The organism is Streptomyces sp. NPDC032198 (assembly GCF_040636975.1).
Classification (GTDB): Bacteria; Actinomycetota; Actinomycetes; order Streptomycetales; family Streptomycetaceae; genus Streptomyces.
The window spans coordinates 276,740-290,541 of record NZ_JBEZVL010000002.1 but is presented as its reverse complement, the minus strand read 5'-3'; the positions used below and the strand labels follow the sequence as shown (position 1 = coordinate 290,541).

At 68.3% G+C, this 13,802-nt stretch carries 16 protein-coding genes and 2 tRNA genes; 5 read left to right on the top strand and 13 right to left on the bottom strand.

Features of this window, described 5'->3' with window-relative positions; all coding sequences use genetic code 11:
• Window positions 1–67: 67 nt before the first annotated feature.
• The 6 genes from AB0E78_RS06495 to AB0E78_RS06470 are packed head-to-tail and all read right to left on the bottom strand — an operon-like array spanning window position 68 to window position 4,547.
• Window positions 68–832 (bottom strand): class E sortase, encoded by a 765-nt coding sequence (locus AB0E78_RS06495; protein WP_361828983.1) that lies wholly within the window; start codon window positions 830–832, stop codon window positions 68–70.
• A 24-nt stretch (window positions 833–856) separates the two neighbouring features.
• The gene (locus AB0E78_RS06490) at window positions 857–2,179 is read right to left on the bottom strand and encodes a class E sortase (protein ID WP_361828981.1); all 1,323 of its coding nucleotides are present in this window, start codon (window positions 2,177–2,179) and stop codon (window positions 857–859) included.
• Window positions 2,176–2,829: an aminodeoxychorismate/anthranilate synthase component II gene (locus tag AB0E78_RS06485; protein WP_361828979.1), complete on the bottom strand. Its 654-nt coding sequence runs from the start codon at window positions 2,827–2,829 to the stop codon at window positions 2,176–2,178. Before AB0E78_RS06485 ends, AB0E78_RS06490 begins: the two co-directional genes overlap by 4 nt.
• A 23-nt stretch (window positions 2,830–2,852) precedes the next feature.
• The gene (locus tag AB0E78_RS06480) at window positions 2,853–3,095 is read right to left on the bottom strand and encodes a hypothetical protein (protein WP_361828977.1); all 243 of its coding nucleotides are present in this window, start codon (window positions 3,093–3,095) and stop codon (window positions 2,853–2,855) included.
• The gene (locus AB0E78_RS06475) at window positions 3,046–3,738 is read right to left on the bottom strand and encodes a class E sortase (RefSeq protein ID WP_361828975.1); all 693 of its coding nucleotides are present in this window, start codon (window positions 3,736–3,738) and stop codon (window positions 3,046–3,048) included. The genes AB0E78_RS06480 and AB0E78_RS06475 overlap by 50 nt, the downstream gene beginning before the upstream one ends.
• Before the next feature lie 38 nt (window positions 3,739–3,776).
• Window positions 3,777–4,547, bottom strand: coding sequence for a DUF881 domain-containing protein (locus AB0E78_RS06470; protein WP_361828973.1), 771 nt, complete (start codon window positions 4,545–4,547; stop codon window positions 3,777–3,779).
• Window positions 4,548–4,639: 92 nt separating this feature from the next.
• Here AB0E78_RS06470 and crgA point away from each other — a divergent pair, with 92 nt between their 5' ends.
• Window positions 4,640–4,894 (top strand): cell division protein CrgA, encoded by a 255-nt coding sequence (gene crgA / locus AB0E78_RS06465; protein WP_160506128.1) that lies wholly within the window; start codon window positions 4,640–4,642, stop codon window positions 4,892–4,894.
• A gap of 289 nt (window positions 4,895–5,183) precedes the next feature.
• Here the strand turns inward: crgA and AB0E78_RS06460 are convergent, their stop codons facing one another.
• Together AB0E78_RS06460 and AB0E78_RS06455 are read right to left on the bottom strand one after the other, a co-directional pair.
• On the bottom strand, window positions 5,184–6,080 hold the full coding sequence (locus AB0E78_RS06460) for a rhomboid family intramembrane serine protease (RefSeq protein WP_361828971.1): 897 nt from the start codon (window positions 6,078–6,080) through the stop codon (window positions 5,184–5,186).
• A 118-nt stretch (window positions 6,081–6,198) separates the two neighbouring features.
• Window positions 6,199–6,732, bottom strand: a complete 534-nt coding sequence (locus tag AB0E78_RS06455) for a peptidylprolyl isomerase (protein WP_361828969.1) — start codon at window positions 6,730–6,732, stop codon at window positions 6,199–6,201.
• A 250-nt stretch (window positions 6,733–6,982) separates the two neighbouring features.
• On the opposite strand from AB0E78_RS06455, the gene AB0E78_RS06450 reads away from it, so the two are divergent.
• Entirely contained in the window at window positions 6,983–7,705 is a 723-nt protein-coding gene (locus tag AB0E78_RS06450; protein WP_361828967.1) for a DUF5324 family protein, read from the top strand.
• A gap of 87 nt (window positions 7,706–7,792) precedes the next feature.
• Here AB0E78_RS06450 and AB0E78_RS06445 read toward each other — a convergent pair.
• A tRNA-Ala gene (locus AB0E78_RS06445) sits at window positions 7,793–7,865 on the bottom strand.
• A gap of 182 nt (window positions 7,866–8,047) precedes the next feature.
• On the opposite strand from AB0E78_RS06445, the gene AB0E78_RS06440 reads away from it, so the two are divergent.
• Window positions 8,048–8,596, top strand: coding sequence for a DNA-binding protein (locus AB0E78_RS06440; RefSeq protein ID WP_361828966.1), 549 nt, complete (start codon window positions 8,048–8,050; stop codon window positions 8,594–8,596).
• A 49-nt stretch (window positions 8,597–8,645) separates the two neighbouring features.
• Window positions 8,646–10,115, top strand: coding sequence for a serine/threonine-protein kinase (locus AB0E78_RS06435; RefSeq protein WP_361828964.1), 1,470 nt, complete (start codon window positions 8,646–8,648; stop codon window positions 10,113–10,115).
• Between the two features lie 90 nt (window positions 10,116–10,205).
• On the opposite strand, the gene AB0E78_RS06430 is transcribed toward AB0E78_RS06435, so the two are convergent.
• Entirely contained in the window at window positions 10,206–11,546 is a 1,341-nt protein-coding gene (locus tag AB0E78_RS06430) for a hypothetical protein (RefSeq protein ID WP_361828962.1), read from the bottom strand.
• Between the two features lie 289 nt (window positions 11,547–11,835).
• Window positions 11,836–11,964, bottom strand: coding sequence for a DLW-39 family protein (locus AB0E78_RS06425; protein ID WP_003999697.1), 129 nt, complete (start codon window positions 11,962–11,964; stop codon window positions 11,836–11,838).
• 336 nt (window positions 11,965–12,300) lie between these two features.
• Here AB0E78_RS06425 and AB0E78_RS06420 point away from each other — a divergent pair, with 336 nt between their 5' ends.
• Window positions 12,301–12,630, top strand: a complete 330-nt coding sequence (locus AB0E78_RS06420) for a DUF6344 domain-containing protein (RefSeq protein ID WP_361828960.1) — start codon at window positions 12,301–12,303, stop codon at window positions 12,628–12,630.
• 100 nt (window positions 12,631–12,730) lie between these two features.
• Here AB0E78_RS06420 and AB0E78_RS06415 read toward each other — a convergent pair.
• A tRNA-Ile gene (locus AB0E78_RS06415) sits at window positions 12,731–12,804 on the bottom strand.
• Between the two features lie 268 nt (window positions 12,805–13,072).
• Window positions 13,073–13,798, bottom strand: coding sequence for a DUF3566 domain-containing protein (locus tag AB0E78_RS06410; RefSeq protein ID WP_361828958.1), 726 nt, complete (start codon window positions 13,796–13,798; stop codon window positions 13,073–13,075).
• Window positions 13,799–13,802 lie beyond the last annotated feature (4 nt).

The window sequence follows — 13,802 nt, the reverse complement described above, 5'->3', positions numbered from 1 at the left end:
GGGGCTCTTTCGTATGCGTCGGATGCGTTCGTATGCGTTCGTATGCGTGCGGCTACGTGCCGGGCGGCTAGTTCAGCTCCGCCGGCGGCGTGCGCTTGTTGTCGACCTTTTCGATGCGCTCCAGCTCGCCCCACACCACGTAGCGGTAGTTGGACGTGTAGACCGGCGTGCACGTCGTCAGGGTGATGTAGCGGCCGGGCTTCTTCGCGCCCGATTCCTTCGGGACCGGATTCAGGACCTTCACGTTGTACTTCGAGGTCTCGGGGAGCGTCGAGTACACCTTGTACACGTACCACTTGTCCCGGGACTCGTAGACGATCGCGTCGCCCTTCTTGATCTTGTCGATCTTGTGGAACTTCGCGCCGTGGCCGTCGCGGTGCGCGGCCAGCGTGAAGTTGCCTTCCTTGTCCTCGGGGAGAGCCGACTTGACGGGGTCCTCGTAGTAGCCCGCGACACCGTGGTTGAGCACCTTGCTGCTGGTGCCCTTCGTGACCAGGACCTCGCCGTTGCCCATCGCGGGCACGTGCAGGAAGCCGATGCCGTCCTTGGTGTTCAGGTTCCCCGGGCCGCCCGCCCAGCGGTCGCGCACCCTGTCGCCCTGCTTGTGCGCCTCGCGGTCCGCGACGACGTTGGTCCACCACAGGGAGTAGACGACGAAGAGGCCGAGCACCAGGCCCGCGGTGATGAGGAGTTCACCGAAGACGCTGACGGCCGTGGCGACGGGACCGCGTCCCCGTGGACGTGGTGCGCGGGAGGGCGCGGGCTTCTCGGCCTGCTGCTCCTCGGACCGCTCCTCGGCCTGCTCCTCGTCGTTGTCGGTCGTGGCTGCCACTGGTTCCGCCCCGTTCTCACCGTTCTAATTGACGAGCGCGCTCGGTTTGCCCTTGCCGCGCGGTCGTTCCTCGACCATCTTGCCCCAGACGATCATTCGATACTTACTCGTGAATTCCGGGGTGCAGGTGGTCAGTGTGATGTACCGGCCCTCTTTGGTGAAGCCCGACCCCGGCGGTACCGGCCCGATCACCGAGGTGTTGCTGGGCTGGGTCTGCGGCAGGATGCTGGCCATCTTGTAGACGAAGTACTTGTCCTGCGTCTCCACGATGATGGGGTCGCCCGGTTCGAGCTGATTGATGTAACGGAACGGCTCACCATGGGTGTTGCGGTGCCCGGCGAGCGCGAAGTTGCCCTTCTTGGCGTCCGGCATGGGCGTCTTGGTGCCGCCCTCGTTGTAGTGCCCGACCATGCCTCGGTCCAGGACCTTCGACTTGTCGATGCCCTCGGCGATCGGTACGACCACGTCGAGGCGAGGGATGTGCAGGAGCGCGAAGCCCTGTCCGGGCTCGAACGCGCCCGGCTTGCCCTTGCCCTTCGCCCACTGCTCCTGAAGGTCGCTGGCGGCACCGTTGGCCTGCTGGTGGGCGCGGATGTTCGTCCACCACAGCTGGTACGTGACGAAGAGGAGCATCAGGACGCCGACGGTGATGAACAGCTCGCCGATCCCCCGGCTCACCACGGCACCCGCGGTGGGCTTGCGTGCGCGCTCGGCGCGACGGGCCTCCACGCGGGAGAGGGGGGCTGCGGAGCCCGCGGTGGCGCTGGGGCTGCCGGAGGCGCCGGAGCTGCCTGAGGGCCGCGGGGAGCCCTTCCTGGCGGCCTTGCGGCGCGCGGCCCTGCCTCCGCCTTCCAGCGGTGCGTCGTGGGCCGGTTCCGGATCGGCTATTCGGCGCGTGTCCGCCGTACGCAGGCCTACGGTCTCGTCGTCGACCGGCGGCTGGGGCTGCGGATGGGACTGCGGCTGGGGCTGGGGCTGCGGCTGCGGCTGCGGGGCTTCGGGTGCCGACTGCTGAGGGGCGTACGCGCCGTACAGCTCCTCGTACGTCGGTTCCCGCATGCCGTACCAGTCGCGGGCGTACCCCTCGGGGTCGTACCACTCCCGCTCCTGAGGCTGCTCCGGCTGCTGCGGCGGTGGCGCCGACTGCGGCTCCGGCTCGGCGGGCCCGCTGCGGAACCACGGCGAAGGGTGCTGACCCGGCAGTGGATCGGTCAGCGGATCGGCGAGGTGATCGACAGCCGCCTCGAACGCCCCGGGCTCCTCAAACGCCCCAGGCTCTCCGTACGACGCGTACTGCTCGTCGTACGGAACTCCGGAGGAATCGCGCTCGGGACGCAAGGCGGTCACGCCGTGGCCCTGCCCACCACCGGGGCAAGCCCGCTCGACCGGCCGACCGCCCCCTTGTCGCCGCACTGGACGAGCCAGTTGGCGAGCATCAGATGGCCGTGCTCGGTGAGGACGGACTCGGGGTGGAACTGCACGCCCTCGACGAGCAGTTCACGGTGGCGCAGGCCCATGATGATGCCGTCCTGCGTGCGCGCGGTCACTTCGAGCTCGGCCGGCACCGTGGCCGGTTCGGCGGCGAGCGAGTGATAGCGCGTCGCGATGAACGGCGACGGCAGACCGGCGAAGACGCCCTTGCCCTCGTGGACCACCGGGGACGTCTTGCCGTGCAGCAACTCCGGCGCACGGTCCACCACTCCGCCGTACGCCACCGCCATCGACTGCATGCCGAGGCAGACGCCGAACACGGGCACACCGGTGCCGGCGCAGTGGCGCACCATGTCGACGCAGACACCCGCCTGCTCGGGGGTGCCCGGTCCCGGGGACAGCAGGACGCCGTCGAAGCCGTCCTGTGCGTGGCGCAGCTCGACCTCGTCGTTGCGCACGACCTCGCACTCGGCCCCGAGCTGGTAGAGGTACTGGACGAGGTTGAAGACGAAGCTGTCGTAGTTGTCGACGACGAGGATGCGGCGGGGGCGCTCTTCGGTACTCACAGGGCTCACCGGGCTCACAGGACTCACTGGCCGTCCACCGTCACATCGTTGAAGGGAAGCAGCGGCTCGGCCCAGGGGAAGACGTACTGGAAGAGCACGTAGACCACAGCGAAGACGAGCATCAGCGAAAGCAGCGCCCTTACCCAAGCGTTTCCCGGCAGATGCCGCCAGATCCAGCCGTACATGCCGTCCCTTCCGTAGCCGTACGGCACCAGACTAACGGCGCAGTGCCTCCGGTTTCCCGGCCTCGACGGGCTGGGTGGCATCAAGGTGTGCCCAGACGATCAACCGGTGGCTGTGGCCCCACTCCGGCTCACAGGTGGTAAGCGTCAGGTAACGGCCCGGCCCCTCGTATCCGGACTTGCGCGGAACCGGATCGATGACACCGATGTCGCCGGGCAGCGTTTTGTACGGCTTCTTGTCGATGCGGTACGTGAACCACGTGGTGCCGTCGGTCAGGACCACGGGGTCGTCCGGCCGCAGCTCGGGGAAGTCCTTGAACGGGTCTCCGTAGGTGCGGCGATGGCCCGCCACGGAGAAGTTGCCCCGCTGGCCGAGCTGCGCGGTGTCCCCGTAGTGACCGAGGCCCTTCTTGAGTACGTCGGTGCCCGTGCCCTGGAGCACCGGCTTGTTCCACGTGAAACCAAAGCGCGGGATGTACATCACGGCGAAGGGCTTGCCGTCTTCATAAGAAGGGGGCCGCTTCGGGGACGACGTCTCCGAAGGCGCGTCATCCGCCTGCGCCGGCACCGAGCCCTGCGCCCACTGGTCCTGCAGCGTGTCGATCTGGCTGTCCATGGCGTTGTCGGCCTTCACGCCGGTCCAGAACAGGACGTACACCACGAAGAGCACGATCAATGTGCCGACGGTGATGCACAGTTCGCTGAATGTCCTGACGAGCACTCGCACCGACACAGGCTCCCCCAGCGGCTTGCTCGACGGGCTGCTTACTCCACGGGCTTCGCGTAGTGGAGATCCACTGTGCCCGAGTAGCCGGGAAGAGTCATCGCCCCGTCGTCATCGACTTTCCAGCCGAGGCCGTACGCGTTGACGTACAGCATGTAGTTCTGGATCTCGGGGGACGCGGCGAGCGCCGTCTTGAGCTTCTCCGGGTCGCCGATCGCGGTCACCTTGTACGGGGGCGAGTAGACGCGTCCCTGGAGGATCAGGGTGTTTCCCACGCAGCGGACGGCGCTGGTGGAGATGAGCCGCTGGTCCATGACCTTGATGCCCTCGGCGCCGCCCTGCCAGAGGGCGTTGACGACGGCTTGGAGGTCCTGCTGGTGGATGACCAGGTCGTTCGGCTGGGGCTCGGGGTAGCCGGGGAGCTTGGCGGTGGCGTTCGGCGGGGCGTCGGCGAGGGTGACGGAGACCGCGTCACCGCTGAGCTTCTTGGTGCCCGCGTTCTTCTCCAGGGCCTTGAGCCGCGCCTCGTCGGCCTTGGTGCCGCCGTTGTCGCGCTCGGCCAGGGACTCGACGTCGTCGCGCAGCGAGCCGTTGGACTCGTCCAGCTTGCCGTTCTTGTGGCTGCGCTCCTGGATCAGGTCGGAGAGCTTCAGGAGAGAGGCGTCGGTACGGATGTTCGTGCCCTTGGCCGTGTTGAAGCTGGTGAAGAAGATGAGACCCGCGAGGGCGAAAACGGCGGCCGTCAGCAACCGGACCGGCCGCCAGCGAGGGCGACGACCCGGACCTGTGGGGGAGTCGGCAGAATTGCTCAACGTACCCTTATCTCCTTCAGCGCCGCGGAAGCACTACGCTAACGGACGCCCGGGGGAGGGCTCAGCTCCCCGTATCGACAGGAGAGACCCTCGTGCCGAAGTCACGGATCCGCAAGAAGGCCGACGATTACACGCCGCCCGCGAAGAAGGCGACGAACATCAAGCTGACCAGCCGTAGCTGGGTGGCTCCGGTGATGCTCGCGATGTTCCTCATCGGGCTCGCCTGGATCGTCGTCTTCTACGTCACCGACGGCAAGCTGCCGATCGACCCGCTGGGCAACTGGAACATCGTGGTCGGCTTCGGCTTCATCGCTGCCGGGTTCGGCGTCTCCACACAGTGGAAGTAGCCCCACCCCCGCAGGGCTGTGCGCAAGCCTTGCCCTGAGTTATCCACAGCGCTATCCACATTCCGGCGCCAGCTGGGGAAAAGAACGACGATCTGTGGATAACCCTCTCGGTGTTGACGCCGGTATGACTGGCTGATCGCCCGTAAGCCCTCACAGGCCCCTTGTCCTTCCTGGGGAAACCCAGGTCAGCGACAAGGGGCACTGTTGTTCCCCACAGAATGCACAAGCGCGGGCACACGCTGTGGACAACTTTGGCCATCGGACGACACCGGGGCCGCTCCGGGGGCTCTCAGACGAGCTGAGCGGTCCTGACGACCACGGTCACCAGGATGACGGCCAGCACCACGGCGCAGGTCCCCCACTGCACGAGCGTCCGCCGCTCGCGGGGCGCGTGCACCATCCCGTACGCGATCGCGACACCGGCGACCAGACCGCCGACGTGCGCCTCCCAGGCGATGCCGCTCCAGGTGAAGGTGAAGAGCAGGTTCAGCGCGAGCAGCGCGATGACGGGGCGCATGTCGTAGTTCAGGCGCCGCATCAGGACCGCCGTCGCGCCGAGCAGCCCGAAGATCGCCCCGGACGCCCCGAGCGAGGCCTGGTCCGGGGCCGCGACGACATACGTCAGTGCGCCGCCGGCCAGGCCGGACAGCAGGTAGAGCGAGAGGTAGCGGGCGCGGCCGAGCGCTGCTTCCAGGGGGGCGCCGAGCCACCACAGGCCGAGCATGTTGAACGCGATGTGCCAGACCTCCTGGTGCGTGAACATCGACGTGACCAGGCGGTACCACTGGCCTTCGGCGACGCCTTCGGTCGGCACGAAGGGTTCCGGCGGCCACGACCCGACCAGGACCAGCTCATTGACCAGGCGGTCGCCCATGGCGAGGACGGCGATGAACACCGCGACGTTCAGACCGAGCAGGATCTTGGTGACCAGGCGCGGGTCGGCGGTGATCGAGCCGCCCGCGAGTGTGCGCGGCTGGTTCGCGGCGGGCGCGTGGCCGGTGCCCGATCCCTCGCTCACGCACTCGGGGCACTGGAAGCCGACCGAGGCGCTGATCATGCACTCCGGGCAGATCGGACGCTCGCAGCGGGTGCAGCTGATCCCTGTCTCGCGGTCCGGGTGCCGATAGCAGCCGGGGAGGCTCGATGCGTCCTTCGGCCCCTGCGGGCTGCCTGGTGCCTGGTCCATGGGGGTCCCCTCAATATCCGTACGAAGGCACGGCGACGCCCACGCGTGCGAACGCACCGCCCCGCCCTTCCTTACGGATGAGCGGGGCGGTTTGGTTCCCTGGTGGGATGCGCCGCTGTCAGGCGTCGCGGGTCTCGATGACGACGGACTCGATGACCACGTCGTTCACCGGGCGGTCGGTGCGCGGGTTGGTCTGCGTGGCCGCGATCTCGTCGACGACCTTCTGGCTCGCCGGGTCCGTGACCTCACCGAAGATGGTGTGCTTGCGGGTGAGCCAAGCGGTCGGGGAGACCGTCACGAAGAACTGGGAGCCGTTGGTGCCCGGACCGGCGTTGGCCATGGCGAGCAGGTAGGGCTTGTCGAAGGCGAGGTCGGGGTGGAACTCGTCCGCGAACTCGTAGCCAGGGCCGCCCGTGCCGTTGCCCAGCGGGTCGCCGCCCTGGATCATGAAGCCGCTGATGACGCGGTGGAAGACCGTGCCGTCGTAGAGCCGGTCCGTGGTCTTCTTGCCGGTCGCCGGGTGGACCCACTCACGCTCGCCCTGAGCGAGCTCGACAAAGTTCTTGACCGTCTTCGGCGTGTGGTTGGGGTGCAGCAGCACCTCGATGTCGCCTCGGTTGGTCTTCAGGGTGGCGTAAAGCTGCTCGGCCACGGTCTGCCTTCCGTTGTCCTCTGTGACGTTCGATCCTCCCACGGACCGGTTTGCGACGAGTAGTCACCGAGTGGGCGCGCGCCGCGACGATCCGTGGCATTGTCGGCAAAGCACTCTCCTTGTACCGATTTGATCAGAATGATCGCACCCGGATGCCCGGCTGCGTCATGCCTCGGAGCGATCCGGAAGGCATGATCCTTGAAAGGGTGGAAAGGTGACATACCTATAAGCCACCGAGGAGGAGGATCCTGTGACCCGCATCGACAGCGTGCGCGCCGCGACCGGTTCGGCTAGGGACAGCGTGCGGCATGCCGCGGAGGCGGTGGCCCCTTACGCCGGAACGGCCAAGGAGCAGGCCGTCCATTACGCGCACGAAAGCCGTGCCCGCCTCGCGCCCAAGGTGTCGCAGGCCGCCGAGCAAGCCCGTGTCCAGTACGGCGCTCACGTCGGCCCGCGCATCGAGCAGGCCCGCACGCATGTGCCGCCGAAGGTCGACCATGCCGCGCACGAAGCCGCTGTCCGCACCCGCAAGGCGGCCAAGCAGACCCGCAAGGCCGCCAAGCAGGCCGCCGACTACTCAAAGCCCCGGATCGAGCACGCCGTAGCCGTGGCTCAGCCCGTCCGCGACGAGGCGGCGTCCCGCGGGGCCGCGGCGCTCGCCGCGCTGCGCGGTGAGGTCACTCCCAAGGAGATCCAGCGGCTGACCCGCAAGCACAACCGCCGGGCACGCGCCGGGCGCATCGCCAAGGGCTTCGTGGTCCTGGGCGTCCTCGCGGGTGGTGCGGTCGCCGCCTGGAAGTGGTGGGACAAGCAGGCGAACCCGGACTGGCTCGTCGAGCCGCCGGCGGCGACGGAGGTTCCCGACAGTGCGCCGCTGACTTCGGTCGACGGCAGTGGTCAGGCCTCACTCGACCCCGAGGTCCAGGCCAAGCAGGCCGAGTCGGAGGCGTCGGAGCGCGACGACTCGCGCTGACCTGCGCCGATGTGCGCTGACCTGTACTGAAAACGCCGTAGGGCGGGTGGTCCCCAGCTGGGGACCACCCGCCCTACGGCGTTTCTGTGGAGCCTAGGAGATTCGAACTCCTGACATCTGCCTTGCAAAGGCAGCGCTCTACCAACTGAGCTAAGGCCCCAAAAACGGTGCGCCCAGCCGGAAGAATCCCGCTCCGGTGAGCAACGCAGACCAGAGTACCGGGTCTCCCCCCAGATCTCGCAAAAGGATTGGGGGTCCCGGTGAACGACCACGCTCCGTAAGATGCTCGGCGTGGTTCGCGGCAGCGAACCACGGTTTTTGGGGAAGCGATGGGGAGACGCAATGGACGCCGCACAACAAGAGACGACCGCGAGAGCACGAGAGCTCCAGCGGAACTGGTACGGAGAGCCGCTGGGGGCGCTTTTCCGTCGTCTCATCGATGATCTGGGCCTCAACCAGGCACGCCTCGCCGGCGTCCTCGGTCTGTCCGCGCCCATGCTGTCCCAGCTGATGAGCGGACAGCGCGCCAAGATCGGCAACCCGGCGGTCGTCCAGCGCGTCCAGCTCCTCCAGGAGCTGGCGGGCCAGGTCGCCGACGGCAGTGTGAGCGCGGCCGAGGCCACCGACCGCATGGACGAGATCAAGAAGTCCCAGGGCGGCTCCGTCCTGACCAACACCACGCAGGCGACGACGAGTTCGGGTGCGCCCACGGTGAAGCGCGTGGTGCGCGAGATCCAGTCGCTGTTGCGCTCCGTCGCGGCGGCGGGCGACATCATCGATGCCGCGGACTCCCTCGCCCCGACCCACCCGGAACTGGCAGAGTTCCTCCGGGTATACGGTGCCGGACGCACCGCGGACGCGGTCGCCCACTACGAGGCGCACCAGAACTGAGCCGTCGGCCGGGCCACCGGGCGGCCCGGAGGGGGAGCAATGCGCGACCATGGGTGAGGTCTTCGCCGGCCGCTACGAACTGGTCGACCCGGTCGGCCGCGGGGGAGTCGGAGCGGTCTGGCGCGCCTGGGACCACCGGCGGCGCCGATATGTGGCGGCCAAGGTCCTGCAGCAGAGCGACGCGCACGCGTTGCTGCGCTTCGTGCGGGAGCAGGCGCTGCGGATCGACCACCCCCATGTACTCGCGCCCGCCAGCTGGGCCGCCGACGACGACAAGGTCCTGTTCACCATGGCCTTGGTCGCCGGCGGCTCGCTGGCCCATGTGATCGGGGATTACGGCCCGCTGCCGCCCCGACTGGTCTGCACGCTCCTGGACCAGCTGCTCTCCGGGCTCGCGGCGGTGCACGCCGAGGGGGTCGTGCACCGCGACATCAAGCCCGCCAACATCCTGCTCGAGGCCACCGGCGTCGCGCGCCCGCATCTGCGGCTCTCCGACTTCGGCATCTCCATGCGGATGGGCGAGCCGCGCCTGACGGAGACCAACTACGTCGTGGGGACGCCCGGTTACTTCGCGCCCGAGCAAATGCTGGGCGCCGAGCCGCACTTCACCGCCGATCTCTTCGCCGTCGGCCTGGTCGCCCTCTATCTGCTGCAGGGCGCCAAGCCCGACGCCAAGGCACTGATCGAGCACTTCGCCGCCCACGGCACGCCTGGGGCACCGCGGGGCGTGCCGGAGCCGCTGTGGCAGGTCGTCGCCACGCTTCTCCAGCCGGATCCGCAAGCGCGGTTCCGCACCGCCACGGGCGCGCGCAAGGCGTTGAACTCGGCCACCGAGCTGCTGCCCGAGCCGGGGCCCAATGACGAGATCGTCGAAATCTTCGACCAACTGGGCCCGCTTCCCAAGGGGTTCGGGCCCGACGGCCCCCTCACGGCCCCACCGCAGCAGCCGGGCTTCGCTCCCCCTTCCGTACCGCCACCGCCTCTCTCCGCACCCCAGACCGGCAGCTACCCGCAGACGCCACCGCCACCGCCACCACAGGCGATGCCACCGCAGGCCACGCCGCCGTCGGGGCAACCGGGGCAGCCAGTGCAGGCGGTGCAGCAGGCTCAACACGATCAGCAGGTGCAGGCCCAGCCACCGGCCCAACCGATACAGCAACCGGCAACGCCGCCCGCTCCCCCCGCTCAGTCCCCGCATGTCCCCTCCCCCCACTCGTTTCCAGCGCCGTCTCCGGCGCCCGCTCCCGTTCCGGTCCCAGACCACGTCCCGGCTTACGTCCCCGCACAGCTCCCTGCTCACCACCCGTCACAGTCCGTGATGTCACTGGCGCATGGTGTGTCCGCCCCTACTTATCCATACACCGCTCAAGCCCCACAGGTTCCACTCCAGCACCGGCCGGTTCCGCACCGGCAGAAACGACAGAAACGGCCGGGACCGCCGCCGAAGGTGGCGATCCCCATGCTGCTCGCCGCTCTGGCGTGCTTCGCGGTGGGCATCTGGGCCCTGACGCAGATCTGACGTCTGGCCCTGACGCAGATCTGCCGTCTGGCTCTGCCCCAGATCTGCCGTCTGGCTCTAAGCAAAGCCAGCCCGCGGCCTCGCCAGCCCTCAACTACCGTTCGCAGCCGAAGCAGAAGCAGAAGCCGAAGCCCTCCGCCGCCCGATCAGCGTCCACACACCCAGGACCATCAGCAGCAAGGACCCGCCACCGAACCCACCGGCGGCAACCACCTTCATCGCGTCTCCGTCTCCGTTGCCGTTGCCGTTGCCGTTGCCGTTCCCGCTCTGGCCACCGCTCCCGCCCCCGGCATCCGTCTCACCCCGCACCGCCGCGTCCTTGTCCTCACCGGTGACGCTGAACTCGTCGGCGGGCCGCGCCGTCCCCACATACGCGGGCCCCTCCTTCGCCACCCCGTCGACGTTCACCCGCAGCGTCAGGTCCAGCGGCCCCTTGCCGAACTGCCGGGCGACCTGCGGATTGAGATGGACCGAGAGGTAGTACCACCCGGCGAACCGGGTTCCGGCCACGCGGTCCATCGGAGAGAAGCGGTTCTCGTACGCCACGGGGGCCACTGGTTTCAGCGCGGTCGTCTTCTGCTGGCCGTCGTACGCCGTGTCGGCGTCGTCGATGCGGGCGCGAACCGGATTAGTCAGTGACATCACGAGCGCCGACGTGACGTACTCGTCCCTGCCCCCGCTCGCACTGCCCAGCTCGGCACTGGCGGAGATCTGCTGCCCCCAGTCGACCGGCACGCGGTAGAAGAGCGTCTGGCCCGGCTTGATCCGGTCGCCCCAGACACCTGTCTCCAGCGCCCGCGCATCGTTGAAGCCCGTGCCGCCCCTGCGTTCCTCGCGCGAACCGTCGGCCGGCGTGGGCGAAGCGGAGTTCCACGAGTCGGGTGGCGTCGTGGAGCCTCTCTTGGACACTCCGGGCTCCGATACGACGCGAAGCTCCGTGTCCCACGTCTCCGTACTGGAGCCGGGGTCGCTGTTCCGCTCGACCACTACGTAGTACGTGCCGGCCGCTTTGCACCGGTTCTCGGCGGGCCCCACCGCCCGTACCGCCCAGGCGGAAATGGGCCGCGGGCTCTGCGCCGTACCGAATCGCGCGTCTCCGGAGTTGCAGTTGTTGCCGTTCGCGTCCTGCAAGGACACCTCTACGCCGTCCCCATAGGCGACCTTGGCATCGAGACCGGGAACGGCGGTCGCAGAGACGTACACGGTCTCTCTGGCGTCGAGTTGGAGCTGGTAGTAGAGCTTCCCCCCGCGCGCGAGGGAGCTCTTGTACGTCGCCCCGGGCGTAAGCCTCACGCTGTCCGCACTGTTCTGCGCGCCGTCGACAGACGTGGCCCCTTCGGCGAAGGCGTACGGGCTCGCGTTCGGACCCGGGTTCGGACTCGACGAGCTCTTCGCCGCGGCCTCGGCCTGCCCCGGCGCCTGGAATGCCATGACCGCGCACAGTGCTGCCGCCCCCACGGCCGACATCGCCCGCGCCCGGCCTCTGCCCAGCCGCCCCATCACGCGCCACCCCTCCCCTGAGCCCCAGCCGTCCCGCCCACTATGCCCACGCGGAAGCACGACAACCTCTGCTCACGCGGAAGCCCGAAAACCTTTGCTCACGCAAGGCGAGAGCTTGCCCGCGCAAACCTGGTCGGCCGCAGGACCGAAAAGATCCGGACAGCACAGAGCCCCGGCCGCAGAAGCGGCCGGGGCTCTGTAAAGAGACTGTTGTCGGTACTCACGAACCCGTGGGCACGGAGTCAGTCGCCTCCGTCCACAGATCCTGCTCGGCGCGATCCGCCTGGATCTGGCGGTACACGAGGAGCCCGCCGATGGCGGCCAGTGCGACCAGGAGAAGCTTCTTCACCGCGCGACCTCGTCTTTCTTGACGTAAGGGACCTCTGGCGCCCGACTATACACACCGACCGATACCGATCGGTGACCTGGATCCACCCCAACTGCCGCCCTGAACACAGCAGTCGAATGGGACATCGCCGCTCTCCGGCTCCTCACGGCCCGCCGCGACATTCACCGCTCCTGACCTCACCCAGGCCTCTCCCAGGCCCCTCAGGGGCCTTTTACGGCCATACGGGTGGTGTTCATCTGAACATCGACGCGCCACGAGCGTCGGTCCCCCACTCTCGGCCCCACATACACATCATGAGGAAAGTACGCAAATCGCCCAACCCGAAAGTGAGACGCCATGACCGGCACCAAGGCCATGAAGCTGTGGACCACGCTCATCACCGCCTTCCTCGCACTCTTCGCCACACTGGGATTCACGACGACGGCAACGGCGGCCACGCCCGTGCAGCAGGCCACGGAAACGTGCAAGAGCACGCCGGCCATGACGGCCCCGCTCGCGGCCTACTGGGCAGCAGCGTACGAACGGTCCCTGCCGCCCACGATGAAGCAACGCATCCGCGCCGAGGCCCACGGATCGTCCCCGAGCTGCCGCCACCTCCCCACGGACGACACGGAGACAGCCATTGAGGCCGAGGCCCATCCGGGCGGGCTCGCCGCGGAGCCGTAGTCACACCGGGGCCCCACGGACACGGACAGCCCTAGACAGACGAACACACAGATACGAAGAAGACCCCCAGCCGACGGGCTGGGGGTCTTTCTCGTGTCTGTGGGGCTAACAGGATTTGAACCTGTGGCCTCATCCTTATCAGGGATGCGCTCTAACCAACTGAGCTATAGCCCCGCCGCGCTGCGGTATGTCCCGCGCGCTGACCTCTGAAGATTAGCGCACGTGCGGGCCAGTCCCAAAATCGATACCTCCGTGGGCACCGGACCGGCCGTGCGGGCCGGGCTCAGCCCGGCCCGCACGGCTCAGGCTGGTCCGCCCCCGGGTCCGCCCACCCCGTCGCCCGGCCCAGCCGCAATACAGAACAGGGCCCCGCTCCGTACGAGCGAGACCCTGAACCAGAAACCAAGAGAGCGGGAAGAGAAGGGGGAACGAGAGGGAAGAACTACTCGTCCTCGGCCAGCGTCAGCTCCACGCCGCCCACGAAGCCCGCGGAGAGGTTGTAGATGAAGGCGCCGAGCGTCGCCAGCGCCGTGGCGAGGACCACGTCGATGACCGCGATGATCGTCGTGAACATCAGGACGCGCGGCAGCGACAGGAAGGACTGCAGGTCGAAGCCGTTGGACTCGTTCGAGCCCGTCGCCTCCGAGATCGTGCCGCCCACCGTGGAGAAGACGCCCATGGCGTCCATGACCATCCACAGCACGGCGGCCGCGACGATCGTGCAGATGCCGAGCGCGATGGAGAGCAGGAAGCTGACCTTCATCACCGACCACGGGTCGGCCTTGGCCACCCGCAGCCGCGCCTTGCGCGTACGAGGCGTCGTGCGTGCCCCCGTCCGCGGCCTGCGCACGGAGCCCGTCTGGGATCCCTGCTGGTAGGCCTGCGGCGGGTGGTACGGCTGGGATGCCTGCTGCTGGGGCTGGCGCTCGCCGGGCAGAGCACCGGTGGCGTTCTGAGCCCCCTGGCCACCTTGGGTCCCTTGGGCTCCTTGGGCCCCGCCGCCGTACTGCGCTGACTGAGCGGGCTGCGGCCCTCGGGTGTCTGTCACGGTTCCCCCCTGGGATCCACGAGACTCATGCGAGTCGGGAGAATCAGTGGCGGAGCCACGGACACCGTCTGTACCGGCTGGGCCGGCTCCACTAGCTCCGGCGCCCGTGGCTCCACTCACGATG

Coding starts and splice junctions, on each gene's coding strand:
- AB0E78_RS06480 (WP_361828977.1), bottom strand. CDS start 3,095: ATGCCACCCAGCCCGTCGAGGCCGGGAAACCGGAGGCACTGCGCCGTT.
- AB0E78_RS06460 (WP_361828971.1), bottom strand. CDS start 6,080: ATGGACCAGGCACCAGGCAGCCCGCAGGGGCCGAAGGACGCATCGAGC.
- AB0E78_RS06440 (WP_361828966.1), top strand. CDS start 8,048: ATGGACGCCGCACAACAAGAGACGACCGCGAGAGCACGAGAGCTCCAG.
- AB0E78_RS06435 (WP_361828964.1), top strand. CDS start 8,646: ATGGGTGAGGTCTTCGCCGGCCGCTACGAACTGGTCGACCCGGTCGGC.
- AB0E78_RS06430 (WP_361828962.1), bottom strand. CDS start 11,546: ATGGCATTCCAGGCGCCGGGGCAGGCCGAGGCCGCGGCGAAGAGCTCG.
- AB0E78_RS06420 (WP_361828960.1), top strand. CDS start 12,301: ATGACCGGCACCAAGGCCATGAAGCTGTGGACCACGCTCATCACCGCC.